General features: G+C 61.4%; 16 protein-coding genes and 1 tRNA gene. 9 read left to right on the top strand and 8 right to left on the bottom strand.

Features of this window, described 5'->3' with window-relative positions; genetic code table 11:
• Window positions 1-44 precede the first annotated feature (44 nt).
• Window positions 45-1,628: a bifunctional phosphoribosylaminoimidazolecarboxamide formyltransferase/IMP cyclohydrolase gene (gene purH / locus HYPGJ_RS02025; RefSeq protein WP_046845629.1), complete on the top strand. Its 1,584-nt coding sequence runs from the start codon at window positions 45-47 to the stop codon at window positions 1,626-1,628.
• A 346-nt stretch (window positions 1,629-1,974) separates the two neighbouring features.
• Here purH and HYPGJ_RS02030 read toward each other — a convergent pair whose 3' ends face one another.
• The 8 genes from HYPGJ_RS02030 to HYPGJ_RS02065 form a co-directional block, all read right to left on the bottom strand.
• Window positions 1,975-3,435: an MFS transporter gene (locus HYPGJ_RS02030; protein ID WP_046845630.1), complete on the bottom strand. Its 1,461-nt coding sequence runs from the start codon at window positions 3,433-3,435 to the stop codon at window positions 1,975-1,977.
• Between the two features lie 62 nt (window positions 3,436-3,497).
• Window positions 3,498-4,151 carry a TPM domain-containing protein gene (locus tag HYPGJ_RS02035; RefSeq protein ID WP_244465976.1) on the bottom strand — a complete coding sequence of 218 codons (654 nt, stop codon included), beginning with the start codon at window positions 4,149-4,151 and terminating at the stop codon, window positions 3,498-3,500.
• 2 nt (window positions 4,152-4,153) lie between these two features.
• On the bottom strand, window positions 4,154-4,996 hold the full coding sequence (locus HYPGJ_RS02040; protein WP_052750757.1) for a TPM domain-containing protein: 843 nt from the start codon (window positions 4,994-4,996) through the stop codon (window positions 4,154-4,156).
• Window positions 4,997-5,032: 36 nt separating this feature from the next.
• The gene (locus HYPGJ_RS02045) at window positions 5,033-5,653 is read right to left on the bottom strand and encodes a LemA family protein (protein ID WP_046845631.1); all 621 of its coding nucleotides are present in this window, start codon (window positions 5,651-5,653) and stop codon (window positions 5,033-5,035) included.
• A 601-nt stretch (window positions 5,654-6,254) separates the two neighbouring features.
• Window positions 6,255-6,467 (bottom strand): hypothetical protein, encoded by a 213-nt coding sequence (locus HYPGJ_RS02050; protein ID WP_046845632.1) that lies wholly within the window; start codon window positions 6,465-6,467, stop codon window positions 6,255-6,257.
• A gap of 175 nt (window positions 6,468-6,642) precedes the next feature.
• A complete protein-coding gene (locus HYPGJ_RS02055) occupies window positions 6,643-6,981 on the bottom strand; it encodes a hypothetical protein (RefSeq protein WP_046845818.1) in 339 nt (112 codons plus the stop codon).
• A gap of 129 nt (window positions 6,982-7,110) precedes the next feature.
• Window positions 7,111-7,491: a hypothetical protein gene (locus HYPGJ_RS02060; RefSeq protein ID WP_046845633.1), complete on the bottom strand. Its 381-nt coding sequence runs from the start codon at window positions 7,489-7,491 to the stop codon at window positions 7,111-7,113.
• Window positions 7,492-7,791: 300 nt separating this feature from the next.
• A tRNA-Gly gene (locus HYPGJ_RS02065) sits at window positions 7,792-7,866 on the bottom strand.
• 6 nt (window positions 7,867-7,872) lie between these two features.
• Here HYPGJ_RS02065 and HYPGJ_RS02070 point away from each other — a divergent pair.
• The 8 genes from HYPGJ_RS02070 (at window position 7,873) to HYPGJ_RS02105 (ending at window position 19,473) form a co-directional block, all read left to right on the top strand.
• Window positions 7,873-8,538 (top strand): prolyl-tRNA synthetase associated domain-containing protein, encoded by a 666-nt coding sequence (locus tag HYPGJ_RS02070; protein ID WP_083983994.1) that lies wholly within the window; start codon window positions 7,873-7,875, stop codon window positions 8,536-8,538.
• Between the two features lie 5 nt (window positions 8,539-8,543).
• Entirely contained in the window at window positions 8,544-9,458 is a 915-nt protein-coding gene (gene trxA, locus HYPGJ_RS02075; RefSeq protein WP_046845635.1) for a thioredoxin, read from the top strand.
• A gap of 29 nt (window positions 9,459-9,487) precedes the next feature.
• Window positions 9,488-10,171, top strand: coding sequence for an LON peptidase substrate-binding domain-containing protein (locus HYPGJ_RS02080; protein ID WP_046845819.1), 684 nt, complete (start codon window positions 9,488-9,490; stop codon window positions 10,169-10,171).
• A gap of 29 nt (window positions 10,172-10,200) precedes the next feature.
• Entirely contained in the window at window positions 10,201-10,428 is a 228-nt protein-coding gene (locus HYPGJ_RS02085; RefSeq protein WP_083984007.1) for a Trm112 family protein, read from the top strand.
• 157 nt (window positions 10,429-10,585) lie between these two features.
• The gene (locus HYPGJ_RS02090; RefSeq protein ID WP_083983995.1) at window positions 10,586-12,541 is read left to right on the top strand and encodes a PAS domain-containing hybrid sensor histidine kinase/response regulator; all 1,956 of its coding nucleotides are present in this window, start codon (window positions 10,586-10,588) and stop codon (window positions 12,539-12,541) included.
• Between the two features lie 80 nt (window positions 12,542-12,621).
• Window positions 12,622-13,590, top strand: a complete 969-nt coding sequence (locus tag HYPGJ_RS02095; protein ID WP_046845637.1) for a GNAT family N-acyltransferase — start codon at window positions 12,622-12,624, stop codon at window positions 13,588-13,590.
• Window positions 13,591-13,837: 247 nt separating this feature from the next.
• Entirely contained in the window at window positions 13,838-16,678 is a 2,841-nt protein-coding gene (gene mutS / locus HYPGJ_RS02100; RefSeq protein ID WP_052750758.1) for a DNA mismatch repair protein MutS, read from the top strand.
• Window positions 16,675-19,473: a [protein-PII] uridylyltransferase gene (locus HYPGJ_RS02105; protein WP_046845638.1), complete on the top strand. Its 2,799-nt coding sequence runs from the start codon at window positions 16,675-16,677 to the stop codon at window positions 19,471-19,473. Before mutS ends, HYPGJ_RS02105 begins: the two co-directional genes overlap by 4 nt.
• Window positions 19,474-19,521 lie beyond the last annotated feature (48 nt).

Genomic DNA, 19,521 nt, shown 5'->3' on the forward strand with positions numbered 1-19,521 from the left:
GGTGAGAGCGTGATAACCGCGTCTCACAACCATGCGGGGTGACTATGGCCGATCCGAAAATACGACGCGCGCTGCTCTCGGTTTCCGACAAGACGGGGCTTCTGGCCTTCGCCAAGTCATTGGCCGAGCGGGGTATTGAGATCGTATCGACCGGCGGGACGGCGTCAGCTTTGAAAGCGGCGGGACTGAACGTCATCGACGTTTCGGAGCTGACCGGCTTCCCGGAAATGATGGACGGCCGAGTGAAGACGCTGCATCCGCGCGTGCATGGCGGTCTTCTCGGCATGCGCGGCAACGCCGAGCACGAAAAATCCGCGCGCGATCATGGCATCCTTCCGATCGATCTTCTGGTCGTCAATCTCTATCCGTTCGAGGCGACGGTAGCGAAGGGCGCGTCGTATGAAGATTGCGTCGAGAACATCGATGTCGGCGGTCCGGCGATGATCCGTGCGGCCGCAAAAAATCATGACAGCGTGGCGGTCATCGTCGAGACTGAAGATTACGCGCGACTGTTGACCGAGCTTTCCGAAAACGATGGCGCGACGAGCCTTTCTTTCCGCAAGGCGCTTGCAGCGAAGGCTTTCGCGCGTTCGGCGGCCTACGATGCTGCGATCAGCAATTGGTTTGCGGGTGTGCTTGAAACGCCTGCGCCGGAGTGGCGCGCGTTCGGCGGCAAGCTCGCGCAGTCGCTCCGCTATGGCGAGAACGCTCATCAGTCGGCGGTGCTGTACATTTCGGATCGTGGCCGCGCTGGTGTCGCAACGTCGCGACAGCTGCAGGGCAAGGAACTCTCGTACAACAACATCAACGATACGGATGCGGCGTTCGAACTAGTATCGGAGTTCGATGCCAACGTCCCGGCGGTTGCGATCATCAAGCATTCCAATCCGTGCGGCGTGGCGATCGGCGGATCGATTGTGGATGCGTATCTGAAAGCGCTGGCGTCGGATTCCGTCAGCGCATTCGGTGGCATCGTGGCGCTCAATCAGGCGATCGATAAAAGCGCGGCTGAGGAAATCACCAAAATCTTCACCGAGGTCGTCATTGCTCCTGATGCAACCGACGAGGCGAAGACAATTTTCGCGGCGAAGAAAAATCTGCGGCTGCTGCTGACAGGCGGGTTGGCGGAGAGCCGCGCGGCTGGTTTGCTCGTTAAGTCGGTCGCGGGCGGCTTCCTCGTGCAGACGCGCGACAACAAGAATTCCGATGATCTCGATTTGCGGGTCGTCACCAAGCGCGCGCCGTCACCCAGCGAGCTTTCCGATTTGAAATTCGCGTTCAAGGTGGCGAAGCACGTCAAGTCGAACGCCATCGTCTATGCCAAGGGCGGCGCGACGGTCGGTGTCGGTGCCGGCCAGATGAGCCGCGTCGACTCGGCGCGCATCGCCGCTTGGAAGGCGGCGGAAGCTGCCAAGGCGCAAGGCCTTGATGCGCCGCTGACGATCGGGTCGGTCGTGGCGTCGGATGCCTTCTTCCCGTTCGCCGATGGATTGATCACGGCGGCGGATGCGGGCGTCACGGCGGTCATTCAGCCGGGCGGCTCGATGCGCGACGACGAGGTGATCAAGGCGGCCGACGAGCGTGGCCTCGCGATGGTATTCACCGGGGTTCGCCACTTCCGGCATTGAGGCTGGCTCGTACCCCCACCCCTAACCCCTCCCCGCAAGGGGGAGGGGAATAGTGGGGGGTTGCGCGTTGGCGGTGCTGAAGGCTGGCGCTCGCGCTTATGGCTGCCCCTCACCCTAGCCCTCTCCCCGTGAAAACGGGGAGAGGGAATGGTCCTGCGATTGCTCACTTGCCCTGCCCGCAAGGGGGAGGGGAATTTGTGGTGTCTCTGAGAGAGCGGTGGCCGCATCGGCGGTGCTGAAGGCTGGCGCTTGCGCATATGCCTGCCCCTCACCCTAACTTTCTCCCCGTGAAGAACGGGGAGAGGGAATGGCCCTGCGATTGCTCATTAGTTTGTGAGAGGCTGGGTTAGTTCGTATGCGGTTTTGTGCGGACGAACAGCATCAGCACGACGCCGATCAGCAGAAACGCGAGGATCGCGGACATGCCGATGCGCTGGCTGCCGGTTTGCTGCGTTAGGAACGCAACGGCGAACGGCGCGAGGAACGCCGTCACCTTTCCGGAGAAGGCGAACAGGCCGAAGTACTGTGTGATCTTTTCCGCTGGCGCCAAGCGGGCGAGCAGCGAGCGGCTGGCGGCCTGCACGGGTGCCGCGACGAGGCCGACGAGAATGGCGAAGGCGAGGAACACCTGCTCGCCCGTCGCCGAGAACGGTTTTGATCCCGTCACCTTTTCCGCAACCTCGGTCGTGAACAGGATGTGCGTTTTGTCGACCGAGAGAATTCCGACCGCTCCGGCGACGAGCGCCAGAAGCGCGACGATGATGACGGTCTTCGGTCCGAAGCGATCGTCGAGGCGGCCGCCGATCAGGGCGCCGAATGCGCCGACGAGCGTCAGAACGATCCCGAACATGCCGAGTTCGAGCGGTCCCCAGCCGAAGATCGATGCTCCGTAGATGCCGCCGAAGGCGAAGATCGCGGTCAAGCCATCGGTGAAAATCATGCGTGCGATCAGGAAGACCATGAGGCTCGGCATCGACGGCAGGGACTTGATCGTGTGCCAAAGTTCGGTCGCCGCGGAATGCTGCGGCTCGTTCGGGCTGCGCGGCGTTCGCCTGTCGGGGACGAACAGGAAAAACGGGATGATGAAAATCGCGAACCATACGGCGGCGAACGGGCCGGTGATGCGGTCGCTTTGATGTGAGGTTGCGTCGAGGTTCAGTAGCGGATCGAGGCCCAGAAGCGTTGTCGTTGCTCCTGGCATGGGAACCAGGAAGCCTGCGACGAGCGCCAAGCTGACGAGGCCACCGAAATATCCGACGGCCCAGCCTGTTCCTGACAAACGGCCGAGTTCGCTTCGCGGCACGAGGCCGGTCATGATCGCGTTCGAGAAGACGCTCATCAGTTCGGCGGCCAAGGTTGCCGCGACGAAGCCCGCGAGCACGAGCAGGATTGTCGTCAACGGTGCGCCGGGCGTTCCGAGCCAGAGAGCGCTCAGGCCGGAGAGAAAGACGAGTGAGAGCGCGGCCATCCAGGGTTTGCGTGCGCCGCGTCCGTCGGCCGCAGCGCCGAGAAACGGGCTCAGCACGGCGATCAGCAAACCGGCGACGGCGGCCGCGTAACCCCAGAGCGCTTGTCCGCAGGCAGCATTCTCGCTGCCCTCCGCGATAAGCGTGCCGCAGACCGGGTTCTGGACAATGGCGTTAGCGAAGTAGGGCGCGAACAGGAATGTCTGCACGAGCGTGTAGTGCGGCTGCGTCGCCCAATCGAACAGCATCCACGACACCAAGGCTCGCGATGGGGCGCGTTCGGGTTCAGGAGGTGCCGTCGAGGCTCGGTTCGCGGCTTCGCTTGCAGCGCCTGTCGCCATGAAGTCCCCCTTCGTCGACGCTTGAGTGCGCGTGCCCGGCGCATCTCAGCCAATTTCGGCTGTCAGTCGCGCAGCACGATCAGATGGTCGGGAAGCTCGTTCGGATCGATCGATCCCGGCGGAAAATGTTCCGAGAGATGCGAGCCGATACGCTCGATGGCGTGGACGAAACCGTCCGTCGCTTTGCCGGCGCCGATCTCTCTCGTGAATTCATCGACGATCGACTGCCATGTTCCTTTCGGCACGCGCTGATCGATGCCGCTGTCGGCGATGATGTCGACGCGCTGCTCGGCGAGCGAGACGAAAATCAGGACGCCCGTCCGTCCGGTTGTCGTATGGAGGTTCTGCGCGAGGAATTGCTCGGCGGCGCGCCGCCGGGTGTTGGCGCGCAGGATCGAGCGCGGCACGAGCGCCATGCGGACTTTCGGATGCCACGCGAGGAAGAACAGCGCGAGAAATACGACCAGCTGGATGAGGAAGATGATCTGGACCTTCATCCAGGTGAAGTAGATGAGCGGCCAGGGAACGATCAGCGCCAGCAGCGCCGCCCACATCAGCGGGATGTGGTCGTAACGGCTGCTTTGATCGGCGATGACGGCGACGATTTCGCCCGACGTCGTGCGCTCGGCGTTGGTGATCGCATCGGAAATCCGCTCGGCGTCTGTGCTGCTGATGAAGCCCATCGATCGCAATCGTTCCGTTGTTTTCGCCGTCATTGCTACCAGCTTCCCGATGCTCCGCCGCCGCCGAAGCTTCCGCCGCCACCGGACCAGCCGCCTCCTCCGCCACCGCTCGACCAGCCACCTCCGCTGCCCCATCCGCCGGAGCCGCCAGGTATGATGACGATGCCGCCGCGGCGGCGCCGTCCATCGGGTGTGCCGGTCTGCATCGATCGCGCGCTGTTGTAGTTGATCCAAAGGATGAAGGCGACGAATGCCAAGAAGATCAGCAATTGAAACATGTCTGCCGAGTCCTCGGGCGAAGCGTGGCCGCCCTGCGCGCGGCGCTTCACCTCTTCGGGGTCGCCGAGAACAACGGTTCGAATGTCGCGAACGCCGTCCTTGATGCCGCCGGCGTAGTCGCCGCGCCGGAACTTCGGCAGGATCGCATTTTGAATGATGAGCGCCGACATCGTGTCGGTCATATACGGTTCGAGGCGGCGGCCGACCTCGATGCGCACCTTGCGGTCGTTGGGCGCGACGATCAGCAGAATGCCGTTGTCCTTGCCCTTCTGGCCGATCCCCCACTTGCGCGCGAGGCCGATGCCGTAGTCCTCGATCGCGTAGCCATCGAGCGACTTCACCGTGACGACGGCGATCTGGTCGGTCGAGGTCTGCTCGAGATCGGCGAGTGTGCGTTCGAGGTCCGCCTTGTCCTGTGGCGTGAGCAGACCGGCCTGATCGGTGATGCGGCCGGCAAGCTCCGGGTAGTTCGGCGCGGCAAACGCCGGCGCGATCAAAATAGTGCACGCCGCAAGCAGGACCAGCAGTGCGTTGCGCACGCTGCCCCAAGGCTCGCGACGTGTCATCATGGACCGGGCGGCGATTGCTGCGACCGTCATCGGGCGGACTCCGCCAAGGAGTTCAAACCGCTGCCGTTACGATTTGCCGAAATCGACTTTGGGCGCCTTCTGCTCTTCGGCCGGGATGTCGAATGTCGCCATCTCCTTGGCCGAAGGATAGAGCGCCGTTTTCCAGAGGCGTCCGGGGAACGTCGTGATTTCGGTATTGTAGGCGCGGACGGCGTCGATGTAATCGCGCCGCGCGATGGCAATGCGGTTCTCGGTGCCGGCCAACTCGCTCTGCAGCGCCAGGAAGTTCTGTCCCGACTTAATGTCCGGGTAGCGTTCGACGACGGCCATCAACCGGCCGAGCGCGCCGCCGAGCGTCGACTGCGCATCCTGGAATTTCTTCATGGCATCCGGATTGGTAAGGATGTCCGGCGGGATCTGAATGTTCGTCGCCTGCTTGCGAGCTTCCGTGACTTCGGTCAGCACCGTCTTTTCCTGATCTGCGAAACCTTTCACGGATTCGACGAGATTCGGGATGAGGTCGCTGCGGCGCTTATATTGGTTCAGGACCTCGCTCCAATTGGCTTTCGCCTGCTGCTCATATGTAGGAATCGTATTGATTCCGCAGCCCGCCATTGCGAGCGCAGTTCCGATGATCGCGAAGAGTGCGAGCGGCCGGATAACGAACATTCTGGTGATGGCGGTCATGACGCGGGTCGTCCCTGTTCTGGCGCCTCGCGGGCGCGCACGCAGTGAGCTTCGCAAGGCCTTACGGCCCGCTCTTTCCTATGAGTTTCCTAGACGGCGTTCAAGTGAGGCAAGCGGAGAAGACACCGTCTTCGCAACGAATGATGCGGTTTTCTGATGCCGATCGCGTTTCTGAATGCTCTCCAGCAGAAACTTGAGACAGCGCGCCCGCCGACGGCTGCTGTCGGTGCACGGCGCGGCCTCAGACGACAAAGGCCGCACTCCAAATGCGGCCTTTTCAATTCGCTTAGAATTCGCGCTAAGTCGGAAGCCGGTTATTTGCGGGGGGATGAATTGGGAGTAACTGCTTCCAGCGCGATAACGACATGTCCACGCGTATTGGGAAGGCCGAAGCGAATACGGGAATACTGAAAACTACGGCCACCATAATCATACATGCCAATGCAGCCTGCATGACCTGAATGATGTGCTTCAATCGAATGCACCCTTCTGTGACATTGCGAGTGCATTTTGCTTGTCGAGTGTGGCTTGAGGTTGGCGCATCTGCGGCGCAGAGAAGAATGTGCGGCGCACGAATTGCGTCGCCGCACACGTTCGAATGTTACCACCAGCGGCAATAGCGGCGGCCATGTCTCCACCAGCAATGGCGGTGGCGATGATGCCAGCGGCGGCGCCAGTAGACGTTCTGCGTCTGCGATGCCTGCTTGGAAATGTGATTCAGAGCCTGAACGTTTGCGTTGACGGTAGCGCTCGCATACCCCGCACCGAGCACCATCGTGACAGCAAGAATTGCTATCCCCAGTATCGTCCTCATTACGTCGTCTCCTCAATTGGCGGCGCCGCCTTGACGCCGGGAGCAACTATAACGATCGCGATTTCGTGCTTCTCCATACGGATTTGTGAGGTAGCGCGTTTTCGCAGATCTTGTGCAATCGCGCTACGCTTACATTTTTGTATGCCGGCTTATGCATTCGCCGACATAAAGGGAGTTATTTCCAGCGGAGCCATTCGAGCGATTTCGGACCGCGGCAGAAATCCTGGCGGTGCAGATAGTAACAGCGGCGGCCGTCGAAATAATCGTCTTTATAGAACGGGTCGCCGGCATACGTCGAAAAGCCGAAACCGTATCCGTAAAGCGGGCCGCGGCGCGAATAGCCTTTGCGCTTTTGTGCAACAGGTTTGTGATGGTGCGCGACATGCGCCTTGTGTGAATGGTGTTTGTAGGAATGATGCGCGTGCTGGTGATGGGCCGCGCTGGCGTTGGCGCTACTCGCAAGCCATGCCAAGGCGGCGGCCATGGTAGCAAACGCGATTGTGCTCGTTTTCATGTGCTGCCTTTCGATGGAGTTGGCGCGCGGACGCGACTGCGAAGATAAATAGCTTCGACCGGCAAAGCGCAAGAATGGCTCCGGACGGTTAAATCCGAAGCCATTCTGCCATGCTATTCGAATTGCGGATTAGTAGCTGCAGTAGCGCCGTCCGTAGCGCCAATAGCAGTCCGAATAGTCGTAATAATCGTCATCGTAATATGGGTCGCCGAGGTAGATGCCTGGGCCCCAGCCGTACCAGCCGCCGCCATGCCAATGGCCATGACCGTGGCCTCGGCCGCCCCATCCGCCGTGATGGCCGCCGAAGTTGCGAGCCATGCGAGCGCCGCCGAAATTGCCGCCTCTGAAGGCGCCGCCATGTCCGCCGGAAAATCCGCCGCCATGACCACCGGAGAAGCCGCCTCCTCCGCCGTGACCGCCGCCAAACTGCGCGGCTTCAGCCGCTGGAGCGAACGCCGCCAAAGACAACGCTGCGCCAAGTGCAGCCAACGCGCTTACATATTTTTTCATCTTGAACCTCTGTGCTTCCGAGCCGAGTTCGAATTTTCAAATTCGCAAGGTGTCGTCCGTCGGCTCTTCGTGCATGAGCAACGCAGCGCTCTGTCGAAGGTTGCGGAGCTATCGAAGCAGCGGGCAGAGGCTCGCCGAAACGAGATCGGTTTCAATCGGAGCACCCAGGATTGGCGGGGATTTCGGCCTGTTCATTGAGAAATGGGGCACGCCGACGCACGGCGCCTCGAGCGACGGTTTCGAAACGCGAGTTTTGTCGATTGCGATACCGGCAACAGGGTGGGGCGTCCCTGTAAAATATGGAGCGGGCGAAGGGATTCGAACCCTCGACCCCGACCTTGGCAAGGTCGTGCTCTACCCCTGAGCTACACCCGCAAATCCATGTCCTCGACGCCTTGCGGCGGCGAGAGACACGCCTTATGGCGCAAGTGCCAACCCATTGCAAGGGGCGGAAAGCGACTGACCACCACGCCGCAGGACAGACCTCCGGAGAGGCTGGTAACGGCTTTGCAGCGAAAGAAGAATGCCGATATGCCCCTCACCCGCGACGAGCTGCTGCTCCGCCTCAACGATCTGGATATTAAGACGACCACGATCGACCACCCGGCCGTCTTCACGGTGGCGGAAAGCGCGACCGTCGAGATCGCGTTGCCTGGGGCGCACACGAAGAACCTGTTCCTCAAGGACGATCGGAGCCGTCTTGTCCTCGTCATCGCGAAAAGCGCGACGGTGGTTGATCTCAAGGGGCTCGCCAAGCGTTTAGGGATGGGGCGCTTTTCGTTCGGAAAGCCCGAGCTGCTGATGAGTACGCTCGGCGTTACGCCGGGGTCGGTCACGGCGTTCGCCGTCGCAAACGATGTCGAGGGGCGTGTCGCCGTGGTCGTGGATGAGGCGCTGATGGCGCATGACAGCGTGAACTGTCACCCCCTGGAAAATACGGCGACGACCAACATTGCTTGTGAAGACCTTTTGCGGTTCATTCGATCCACTGGCCATGAGCCCCGCGTCATGGCGCTGACCGCCGCAGACGCTGTGGCGAGGAGTTGAGACTTATGGAATTCGGCACGAAAAAGTCTGGCCCGGGAGCTGCCGCTGCCGGGGACGTCATCAAGGATACGACGACGGCATCGTTCAAGGCGGATGTGATCGACGCGTCCAAGTCGATACCGGTGATCGTCGATTTCTGGGCGTCGTGGTGCGGCCCATGCAAGCAGTTGACGCCGCTGATCGAGAAGGTCGTGCGCAGCTACAGCGGCAAGGTTCGGCTGGCGAAAGTCAATGTCGACGAAAACCAGGCGGTTGCGGCGCAGCTTCGCGTTCAGTCGCTGCCGACGGTCTTGGCGTTTCGCGACGGCCAGCCGATCGACGGGTTCGTCGGCGCGCAGCCGGAGAGCGCCATCAAGGCGTTCGTCGATCGCCTGATCGCGGACGATGCGGACCTCGGTCTCGGTGAACTCCTGAAGTCCGCTGAAGACCTTATGGAGCAAGGCGATCTGCAGGCGGCAGCGGAAATCTTCGCCACCGTTCTGCAGGAGGACCGGACCAATGCCGAAGCGCTGGCAGGGCTCGCGTCCTGTTATCTGCGCAGCGGCGATGCCACTCGCGCGAAGCAGACGCTGGCTCTGGTGCCGCCCGACAAGCGTGAGGTCGCATCCGTCCGTAGCGTCGAAGCCGCGGTGCTGCTCGCCGAGAAAGGTTCGTCAGCCGGCGATCTTTCGGCGCTCAAGCAACGGCTTGCAGAAAATCCCGAGGATCATCAAGTACGTTATGACCTCGCCGTCGGGCTCGCGGCAAATGGCGAACGCGGCGAAGCCCTTGATCTTCTGCTTGATCTCGTCAGGATGAACAGCCAGTGGAACGAGGAGGCGGCGCGCAAGCAACTTTTGCAATTCTTCGATGCCTGGGGTCCGAAAGAGCCGCTTGTGAATGACGGACGCCGCAGATTGTCGTCCATCCTGTTTCGTTGAGAAGAACACGCGTGCCTGCGGAGATGAATTTGACGCTTACTGAACGTTATGCGCGGCCGGCGGATTTGCCGGCGAGGATTCCCATCTTTCCGCTTCGCGGCGCAATCCTGCTGCCACGCGCAACCTTGCCGCTCAACATCTTCGAGCCGCGCTATCTCGAAATGATCGATGATGCGATGTCGAGCGCGCGTGTCATCGGCATTCTGCAGCCGATGCTCGCGGATGATGAAGATCAGGAAAGCCCGCTCGACAAGGCTGCGAAGCTGCGCGCCGTCGGCTGTGCAGGGCGGGTGACGTCGTATCAGGAACTCGACGACGGCCGACTGATCATCACGTTGACCGGCATCACGCGGTTCGAATGCGTCGGGGAAGCCGAAACGGAAAAGCCGTATCGCATCATGAGCGTCAGCTACGACCGCTTTGCCAGTGATTTGACGGAAGGGCTCGGAGAAGAGCTTGTCGACCGGAAGAACCTGCTGCGCGTGCTGAAGACTTATCTCGAGGTCAACCGCTTGAAGACGGATTGGGCGACGATCCAGCGTGCGTCGAACGAGTTTCTCATCAATGCGCTGTCGGTGATGTGCCCCTATGGGCCGGAAGAAAAACAAGCGCTGCTGGAAGCGAAAGATCTGAAATCTCGCGCCGAGGTGCTGGTTGCGCTCGCTGAAATCGATCTCGCTTCGAACGGCAGCAGCGGATCGACGCTGCAATAAGACGACGGAACCGCGCGAGGTTGTCTGACGTGGCCTTGGATACAGAGAACGACGACGAGCAGGCGAGCGCAGTCGATCCGAAGCTCCTCGAGCTTCTTGTCTGTCCTCTGACGAAGACGCGGCTGATCTATGACGCTTCGGCGCGAGAGCTGATCAGCAAGGCGGCCGGTCTCGCATTTCCCGTTCGCAATGGCGTTCCGTTGATGATCGAGGACGCGGCGCGTCCGTTGACGGATCGTGATCTGCAAAAACGCTAGTCGCGTTGGCTTCACATCGCCCGCGTGCTGATTGCTGCGACGAATTCAAAGAAATTGGTCATAAAGTTTGATCATTTTCACCGCTTAACCAAATCTCTTTAGACTCCATAAAACATGATCATCGACTGTCCCGCACTGCATCCCAGGGGCAGCGGTTTTGTTTCAAAAGCTTTTGCATACGCGCTTTGCCAATTGGCGGCCGCTCAGCCGTGCGATCGCGTTCGCACACGGCGCGCTTGCTTCTCGCCGCGTCGCTCTTGCTTTTGCGGTGACGGGAATCGTCGCTGCGATTTTAGGGATTGCCCGCGAATGGGTGGCGCTCGATGAAGGGATGCCGCTGATCATCGGCGGCGTCATTCTCCTCTCGCTCAGCTCGATGTGCGGCTTTGCTCGAGCCGCTGAGATGGATCGCGGCGCCATAGGCCGCGCGGACGACCTGAGTGGAAAGGAAGCGGACGTTCTCGAAGATGCGCAGGATGCGCATTGGGAATTCGCGGATCGCGCTTCGCAATATCGCGAGCTCCTCGACGTGCAACGCGACTTCGTCGTTCGGCGTTCGGCCGACGGGCGTTTGGTGTTTGCAAATCGGGCCTTTTGCGAAGCATTCGGTGTTCGCAGCGAGGCTCTCCTCGGCTCCAAGTTCGAGCCGCCCGTGCTGGCGGAGGACGATTACTCCGAGGCTGTCGCTTACGATTGCCGTGGCGCGCAGCTCGTCCATACGCAGAAGGGCAAGCGCTGGATCGCGTGGGACTTTCAGGAAATCAAAGGCGAAGAAGGCCGTGTCGAGTTTCAAGGCGTCGGGCGGGACATCACGGTCGAGCGCGGCATCGAACGCGAGTTGAAGGAAGCGCGCAGCCAAGCCGAAATGGCGAGCCGCGCCAAATCGCGATTTCTTGCGACGATGAGCCATGAAATCCGCACGCCGATGAACGGCATCCTCGGAATGATCAGCCTCATGCGCGATACGCAACTCGATGCCGAGCAACGGACGTGCGCGCGCATCGTCGAAGATTCGACGCGGGCGTTGCTCAATCTCGTCGACGACATTCTGGATTTTTCCAAGATCGAAGCCGGCAAGCTCGAGCTTGGAAGCAAGCCGTTTTCGCTCAAGGCGTGCGTGGCGCAAGCGATGCAGCTTCTGGCACCGAGTGCCGCAGCAAAACGTCTATCGTTCACATCGACACTCACGAACGACGTGCCGGAATGGGTGGTCGGCGATGAAATGCGCGTCCGTCAGATCGTGCTCAACTTGCTGTCGAACGCGATCAAGTTCACCGAAACGGGCGGCATTGGCGTCTGTGTTTCGCTGGCGCCAGAGACCGGAAAATCCGGCGGCGACTGCGAGATCGCGATCAAAGTCACCGACACCGGCGTCGGACTACCGTCCGAATTCATTTCGCAGCTATTCCAGGAATTTGAGCAAAGCTCCGTCACGATGGCGCGCCATCCCGGTGGTACCGGGCTCGGGCTTGCGATCTCGAAACGCCTTGCGCAGGCAATGGGAGGCGACATTCTCGCTGAGTCCTGCGCCGATCGAGGTGCGTCTTTCACGGCTGTGCTTCGGTTTGAGGTTGCCGAGCAGCCGGAATTTCAAAGTCCCGTAGCGCTCGTCCCTCGACTGCCTGTCGGAGCGGAAAGCAGGAGCGTCGCCACGGATGTTGCGCCGATGCTCAATGTTGGCGGCAGTTTCAACGTGCTCATTGCCGAGGACAATCCGATCAACGCGCTGCTCGCGCGGAAGATCGTTGCGCGTGCGGGCGGGACGTCGACGATCGTTGCCGACGGCCGTCTCGCGATTAGCGCCATGCGCGAGACGCTTCTCAACCGGCAGCCTGCGTTCGACCTCGTTCTGATGGACGTTTTGATGCCCGTCGTCGATGGTCTGACGGCGGCGCGGACGATCAAGGATTTCTTTCACGAGCGGAGGCATTCGGGACCCGTTTGTCCGCCGATCGTGGCACTCACGGCCAACGCTTTCGCGGAAGATCGCGAGCGCTGCTTTGCCGCCGGAATGGACGACTATCTCGCCAAGCCCTTCGAGGCTTGCCAGTTGCACGACGTGCTGCTGCGCTGGATGCCGCAGCGGGCCGAGAATGCGTCGCCTGCAGCCTAGGCGGCTCGTTAAAAATCTCAAAACTGTCACGGAATCATGCTAGCTCCGACGCCGGGTATCAGGGTGAGGAAGGTGCGGCGATGTGGCAGCCTATTGCGGCTCGCGAGAAGCGGCGCGCAGGATTGCCGGTAAAGTTTCTGGCGGGATTTGGAGCCCTCGAGGCGCTTAAAAGCTCTTCTCGAGGCATCAAGGCTTTTTCCCGCAACATCGAGCCCAAGGTTTACGGCCGCGTTGGAAATCTCGAAGTTCGGCTGGCGCGGACGTGGTCCGAGATCAAGCTGGCTCAGCGGCTCCGCTATCAGGTGTTTTACGAAGAGATGTCGGCGACGCCGTCGCGGCTGGCGCAGTTCCGCCGTCGTGACGAGGACGCCTACGACGCCATCTGCGATCATCTGCTGGTCGTCGATCTCGATCAGACGAAGCCGGCGCGAGGTGGATTGCCGGAGCGCCCGAAGGTCGTCGGTACGTATCGCATCCTTCGCCAGGAGGTCGCGGAGCGCGGACCTGGATTCTATTCGGCGAGCGAGTACGACATATCCAAGCTGCTCAACGCCAAATCGCGCACGCACCGCTTCATGGAACTCGGCAGGTCATGCGTGCTTGCGCCGTATCGCAGCAAGCGCTCGGTCGAGCTGCTCTGGCACGGCCTTTGGACCTATGTGCGCGAAAACGGTATCGATGTGATGATCGGTTGCGCCAGCTTCGAGGGCATCGATCTCAAGGAGCACGATCTCGCGCTCAGCTATCTGCATCATCATGCTCTGGCGCCGGAGGAATGGCGCTGCCGAGCGCGCGACGAACTCTATGTCCCCATGAACCGCGTGCCGATCGGTTCCGTCGATATGAAGTCGGCGCTGAAGGCGATGCCGCCGCTGATCAAGGCCTATCTCCGGCTTGGCGCATACGTCGGCGACGGTGCGGTAATCGACCGGCAATTCGGCACGACAGACGTCATGATCATCATGCCGGTCGCGAAAATCGATCCTCGTTATTTCGAGCATTACGGAGCGCCGGCGGAGACCAAGAGCCGGATTGCGGCCGACGCCTGAGCGTCTGCGGCGAAAGTTCGCCGGGCGGCCGCGCAAATCTGCAACACGCGTCGGCAGCGTGAATTGGGCGTTTGCCGGTTCCCGAGGCGCCTGCACAGCCCAAACGCGCGCGAGAGCGCTCTGGATAGCCGGGGTCAGGCTTGTTGCCGTTCGACCGGCCGCAACCTATGCATAGCGCTGGGTCATTCCGGATCATGGGGATATTCGTCCGGGTGGCCTTCAGGGGCTAATCGGAACGTTTTTCAGAATGTCGAAACCCGACGTGCAACGCCGTAACCGGCACGTTGAACCTGACGCGCCGACAGCGCCGCCGGATGATGGCGCGAGCGCGGAAGCGGTGCGCGCTGCCGTTGTTGCCGACGCGACGCCGTCGATGGCTCAGTACCTCGAGATCAAGGCCGCCAATCCGAACAGCCTGCTCTGGTATCGCATGGGCGATTTCTACGAGCTGTTTTTCGAGGACGCGGTCGCCGCATCGGAAGCGCTGTCCATCGTGCTGACGAAGCGCGGCAAGCATCAAGGCCAGGATATTCCGATGTGCGGCGTGCCCGTGCATCGGGCGGACGAATATCTGCAGCGGCTGATCAAGAAGGGCTATCGGGTCGCCGTTTGCGAGCAGCTTGAAGATCCGGCGGAAGCGCGCAAGCGCGGCGCCAAGGCCGTCGTCAAGCGCGATGTCGTTCGTCTCGTCACGCCGGGCACGGTGACGGAAGAAGCGCTGCTCGATGCCAAGGCGCGCAATTATCTGACGGCGGTCTATTGCGAAACGCCGCACGAGATCGGAACGACTGATGCAGACGCGCGACTGGCGCTGGCGTCGCTCGACATTTCGACGGGCGAGTTCGAGGTCGGCGACGTCGTGGGCTCAGACCTCGTCGGGGAGTTGATCCGTCTTGCACCGAGCGAGGTGATCGCCGCCGACGGCTTGCTCGGCGATCAGAATTTCGTGCGCGCGGTCGAGTATGCAGGGGGTAAAGTAACGTCCATTCCTGCGGCCTATTTCAATTCCGGCGCGGGGGGCCGCGATCTCAAAGCGTGCCTCGGTGTCGCCGACCTTTCTGCCTTCGGAGCATTTTCGGGTTCCGAGCTTGCGGCGATCGCGGCGGTTCTGAAATACGTCGATCTCACGCAGATGGGGCGGAAGCCGCTCATCAATCCGCCGCGAAAAACGGCCGGAGCGCGCCTCTTCATCGACGCGGCGAGCCGGGCGAGTCTCGAACTCGTCAGGGCGGCATCTGGGGAGAAATCCTCGACTCTGCTTTCCGCGATGGACCGCACGGTGACGGGGTCCGGATCGCGTGAGCTTCAAGCGCGATTGTCCAGCCCGTTGACTGATCCAGCGGCGATCGAGGCGCGGCTCGATGCCGTTGCGTATCTCTTGAATGATCGCCGGCTTTTGGACGAGCTTCGCGCGACGCTTCGTTCCGCGCCCGATCTTGCGCGCGCGTTGCCGCGCCTTGGATTTGGACGCGGCGGACCTCGCGATCTTGCAGCCGTGCGGGATGCGATCGGAATCGCGCGGCGCGCCACGACGCTTCTCGAGCAGTCGGCGCAGCCGCTCGGTCTGCCAGCGGACCTCAAGTCTGTTTGTGCGCGTCTGGTACAGGTTCCTGCCGATCTCGCCACGGCTCTGGAATCGGCGCTCGTCGAGGAGCCGCCGTTGCTTCGCCGCGATGGCGCATTCGTGCGCGCGGGATTTAGCGGCGATCTCGATGCGGCGCGCGCTTTGCGCGATGATAGCCGCAAGGTGATGGCCGAGCATGAAGCGCGTTACATCGAGGAAACCGGCGTTAAGACGCTCCGTGTCCGCCATAACAACATTCTCGGCTTTTTCATCGAGGTGACGCAGCTCAACGCCAAGCCGCTTCTCTCGCCGCCGCTGAGCGAACGCTTTCGGCATCGGCAAACGATGGCCAATGCGGTGCGCTTCGCGACCGCAGAGCTTCTCGAAACGGAAGGACTGATTGCGTCAGCGAGTGAGCGGGCGCTCAATCTCGAACAGGAGATTTTTACAGATCTATCGGCGCGCATCGGTGCGGCGGCTTCGGATCTGGGAGCGGCTGCGGCGGCGCTTGCCGAGCTCGATGTCTTCGCGGCGCTGGCGCAGCTTTCGCTCGAACAGGATTACGCGCGGCCGCAAATCGACGCGAGCATGGCTTTCGAGATCAGGGGCGGGCGGCATCCTGTCGTACAGCAGGCGCTGGCGAAAAGCGGTGCGCCGGCATTCATCGAGAACGACTGCGTTCTCGGCAGCGCGGCGCTCGAAACTCCGTCCGATGCCGCACGTGCCGCCGATGCGCGCATATGGCTGGTCACCGGGCCGAACATGGCGGGCAAGTCGACGTTTCTTCGGCAGAACGCGCTGATTACCGTCATGGCGCAGATGGGGTCTTACGTTCCGGCGCGATCGGCGCACATCGGCGTCGTCGACAGGCTGTTTTCGCGCGTTGGCGCGTCCGATGATCTGGCGCGCGGCCGCTCGACCTTCATGGTGGAGATGGTCGAAACGGCTGCGATCCTCAATCAGGCGAGCGAGCGCTCGCTCGTCATTCTCGACGAGATCGGACGTGGAACCGCGACGTTCGATGGGTTGTCTATTGCGTGGGCGACGGTCGAATATCTGCATGGCGTCACGAAAGCGCGCGCATTGTTTGCAACTCATTATCATGAGCTGACGGCGCTCGCGCGTAAGCTCGACGGGATCGCCAACGTGACGATGGACGTTACCGAATGGCGCGATACGATCGTCTTTCTGCATAAGGTTAAGGCAGGCGCGGCCGATCGCTCCTATGGCATCCAGGTCGCTAAACTCGCAGGCCTTCCGAGCGCCGTCGTCGTCCGGGCGCGGGAAGTGCTCGATCGTCTCGAAAAGGCGGACCGCCGCCCGCGCGCTGGCGACGATGGGCTCGAAGATTTGCCGCTTTTCTCGGCGGTGCGACCCAAAAGCGGCCTTAACGAGCGCGCGCCATCTGCCGTTGAAAAGATGCTGCGAGCCATGCATCCTGACGAACTGTCGCCCAAAGCGGCGCTCGAGAAAATTTACGAACTGAAGGCGCTGGCCGAAACCGAGAAGAAGGCGCAGTCTTGAACGAAGAGACGCTGACCAGGCTTACGCCTCCGCCCTATTTCGACGGGGTCGCGGCGCGTCACGAGCTGACGAAACATTTCAACAGCAGCACGTCGGCGGTCGAAGCGCGGCCGAAGGTCATCGAAACGCTCAAGCGTCTGGTCAAGATCGCGCGAGAGTCGGCGCGCACGGCACTTGAAGTCGACGGCAACGGACGACGTTGTGCGGCGGGGCTCAGCGAGTTTCAGGACGAGTTGATCCGGCTGATCTACGATTACACCGTCGTGCACGTTTATCGCGCGACCAACCCGTCTGACGCGGAACGCATGGCGATCGTCGCGACCGGCGGTTATGGACGCGGATTGCTCGCGCCGGGATCGGACATCGATCTCTTGTTTCTGTTGCCGTACAAGCAGACGCCCTGGGGCGAGAGCGTCGCCGAATATATGCTCTATCTGCTCTGGGATCTGGGCTTCAAAGTCGGACACGCGACGCGCACGGTCGAACAGTGTCTCAAGCTCGGTTATTCCGACATCACCATTCGCACCTCGCTCCTCGACTCGCGGCTGATCCTTGGCGACAAGCAGCTTTTCTCGGAGTTCGAGACCAGGTTTCGTGCCGAGGTCGTTCGCGGGACGGCGCGGCAATTCATCGACGCCAAGATGGCGGAGCGCGATCAGCGCATGCGCCGCTCATGGGAGAGCCGCTACAAGGTCGAGCCGAACATCAAGGACGGCAAAGGCGGGCTGCGCGACCTTCACACGCTGCAATGGCTGTCGAAATACATCTTCGGGCAGGATGTCGGATCGGCCGCCGTCGAAGCGGGTATCTTCACGCCGGAAGAAGTTCAGACGTTCCGGAGATGCGAGGACTTTCTCTGGCGCGTCCGGTGTTTTCTGCATTTCATGACGGGGCGGCCGGAAGAGGTTCTGTCGTTTTCGGTGCAGCCTGCGATGGCGCAAAGCCTCGGCTACACCGATCGCGGCGGAATGCGCGCCGTCGAGCGTTTCATGAAGCACTACTTCCTCGTTGCCAAGGACGTTGGCGACTTGACGACGATCCTGTGCGGCGCGCTCGAAATGCAGCAGTTGAAATCGGCGCCGACGTACAAAAAACTCCTCAGCCCGCTCAACTGGAAGACGCGGCGCGAGATTCGTCAGCGAACGGATTTCAGGGTCGATAATGACCGGTTGAATGTTGCGGACCCGGATGTCTTTGCACGCGATCCGGTCAATCTCATTCGGTTTTTCGCGCAAGCGGCGAGCATGGGGATCTATCTTCATCCGAGCGCCATTCGTTTGCTGCGAAACTCGCTTCGTCTCATCGACGACAAGCTGCGCGCCGATCCGGAAGCGAACCAGATTTTCCTGTCGTTGCTCACGGCGAAGGGTAACCCGGAAGCGTCGCTCAGGCATATGAACGAAGCCGGCGTGCTGGCGCGGTTTCTTCCCGAGTTCGGCCGGATCGTGGCGATGATGCAGTTCAACATGTATCATCATTATACGGTCGACGAGCATCTGCTGCGCACGCTCGGCAACGTCACGGCGATCGAGCGCGGCGATCTCGCCGCGGAATTGCCGCTGTCGACGTCGGTATTCCGGTCGATCAAGAACCGCCGGGCTTTGCTCGTCGCCGCGTTTCTGCACGACATCGGCAAGGGTCGAAAAGAATCGCATTCGATCGTCGGTGCGCGCATCGCACGCAAGGTCTGCCCGCGCCTCGGAATGACGGCAGCCGAAACGGAACTCGTGGCGTGGCTCATCGAAGAACATCTGACGATGAGCAATTTTGCGCATTCGCGCGACGTTTCCGATCCGGACACCATCCGCGCGTTCGCGAACATCGTGCAGAGTCCGGAGCGACTGAAGCTGCTGCTGGTGCTGACGAGCGCCGACATCATGGCGGTCGGACCGGGCGTGTGGAACGGCTGGAAGGGGCAGTTGCTGCGCACGCTCTATCACGAGACGGAGCCGCTGGTTGCTGGCGGGCATACGCAAATTCCGCGTGATCAGCGTATCGATGCGGCGTTGGGCGCGCTGCGCGAGGCTCTTGCGGATTGGCCGAAAAGCGATGTCGATGATTTCATCGCACGGAACTATCCGAACTATTGGCTACGCACCGATACGGCGACACAAGTCGCGCACGCGCATGTGGTTCGCGATGCGATCAAATCGCGAACCAAGCTGACGACGTCGGTCAAGACGGATGCGGTCACCGCCATCACGGAGTTGACGGTTTTTGCGCCGAACCATGCGCGATTGCTGTCGCTGTTCGCGGGCGCCTGTGCGGCATCGGGTGCCAACATTGCGGGCGCGCACATTACGACCACGCGAGACGGGTATGCGCTCGATACGTTTCTGCTCAATCGCGAGTTCGAGGACGACGCGGACGAGCTTCGCCGGGCGAAACGCATTTCCGATACGATCGAGCGGCTGCTCGAAGGCAGAGAGAGATTGCCGGTGCTTCTCGAGCGGCGAAGAGCGAATGCGCGCGGCGTCGAAGCGTTCGCGGTGGAACCGGAGATCGTTATCAACAATGAGCTTTCAGAGCGGTTGACCGTCATCGAAGTGTCGGGGCGCGACCGCCCGGGTCTGCTTTACGAATTGACGTCGGCGTTGTCGGATCTGTCGCTCGATATCGCGTCGGCGCACGTTACGACGTTCGGGGAAAAAGCCGTCGACGTGTTCTATGTCACCGATCTAACGGGCAAGCAGATCGTCAGCGAGGTCCGGCAGCGGACGATACGAGATAGGCTCCAGACGATCCTGCTCGATAATGACGCTTCTGTCGCGCCGGAACGGATCGCTCAGAGCTGACACGGGGGCGCGGCCGCTGTAGAGAGGCCGGGCCGAGCTTCGGCCGAG

The organism is Hyphomicrobium sp. GJ21 (assembly GCF_001006785.1).
Taxonomy (GTDB): domain Bacteria; phylum Pseudomonadota; class Alphaproteobacteria; order Rhizobiales; family Hyphomicrobiaceae; genus Hyphomicrobium_B.

Coding starts and splice junctions, on each gene's coding strand:
- HYPGJ_RS02030 (WP_046845630.1), bottom strand. CDS start 3,435: ATGGCGACAGGCGCTGCAAGCGAAGCCGCGAACCGAGCCTCGACGGCA.
- HYPGJ_RS02095 (WP_046845637.1), top strand. CDS start 12,622: ATGTGGCAGCCTATTGCGGCTCGCGAGAAGCGGCGCGCAGGATTGCCG.
- HYPGJ_RS02055 (WP_046845818.1), bottom strand. CDS start 6,981: ATGAAAACGAGCACAATCGCGTTTGCTACCATGGCCGCCGCCTTGGCA.
- HYPGJ_RS02040 (WP_052750757.1), bottom strand. CDS start 4,996: ATGACGGTCGCAGCAATCGCCGCCCGGTCCATGATGACACGTCGCGAG.
- HYPGJ_RS02050 (WP_046845632.1), bottom strand. CDS start 6,467: ATGAGGACGATACTGGGGATAGCAATTCTTGCTGTCACGATGGTGCTC.
- HYPGJ_RS02035 (WP_244465976.1), bottom strand. CDS start 4,151: ATGACGGCGAAAACAACGGAACGATTGCGATCGATGGGCTTCATCAGC.
- HYPGJ_RS02070 (WP_083983994.1), top strand. CDS start 7,873: ATGTCCTCGACGCCTTGCGGCGGCGAGAGACACGCCTTATGGCGCAAG.
- HYPGJ_RS02060 (WP_046845633.1), bottom strand. CDS start 7,491: ATGAAAAAATATGTAAGCGCGTTGGCTGCACTTGGCGCAGCGTTGTCT.
- trxA (WP_046845635.1), top strand. CDS start 8,544: ATGGAATTCGGCACGAAAAAGTCTGGCCCGGGAGCTGCCGCTGCCGGG.
- mutS (WP_052750758.1), top strand. CDS start 13,838: ATGTCGAAACCCGACGTGCAACGCCGTAACCGGCACGTTGAACCTGAC.
- HYPGJ_RS02045 (WP_046845631.1), bottom strand. CDS start 5,653: ATGACCGCCATCACCAGAATGTTCGTTATCCGGCCGCTCGCACTCTTC.
- purH (WP_046845629.1), top strand. CDS start 45: ATGGCCGATCCGAAAATACGACGCGCGCTGCTCTCGGTTTCCGACAAG.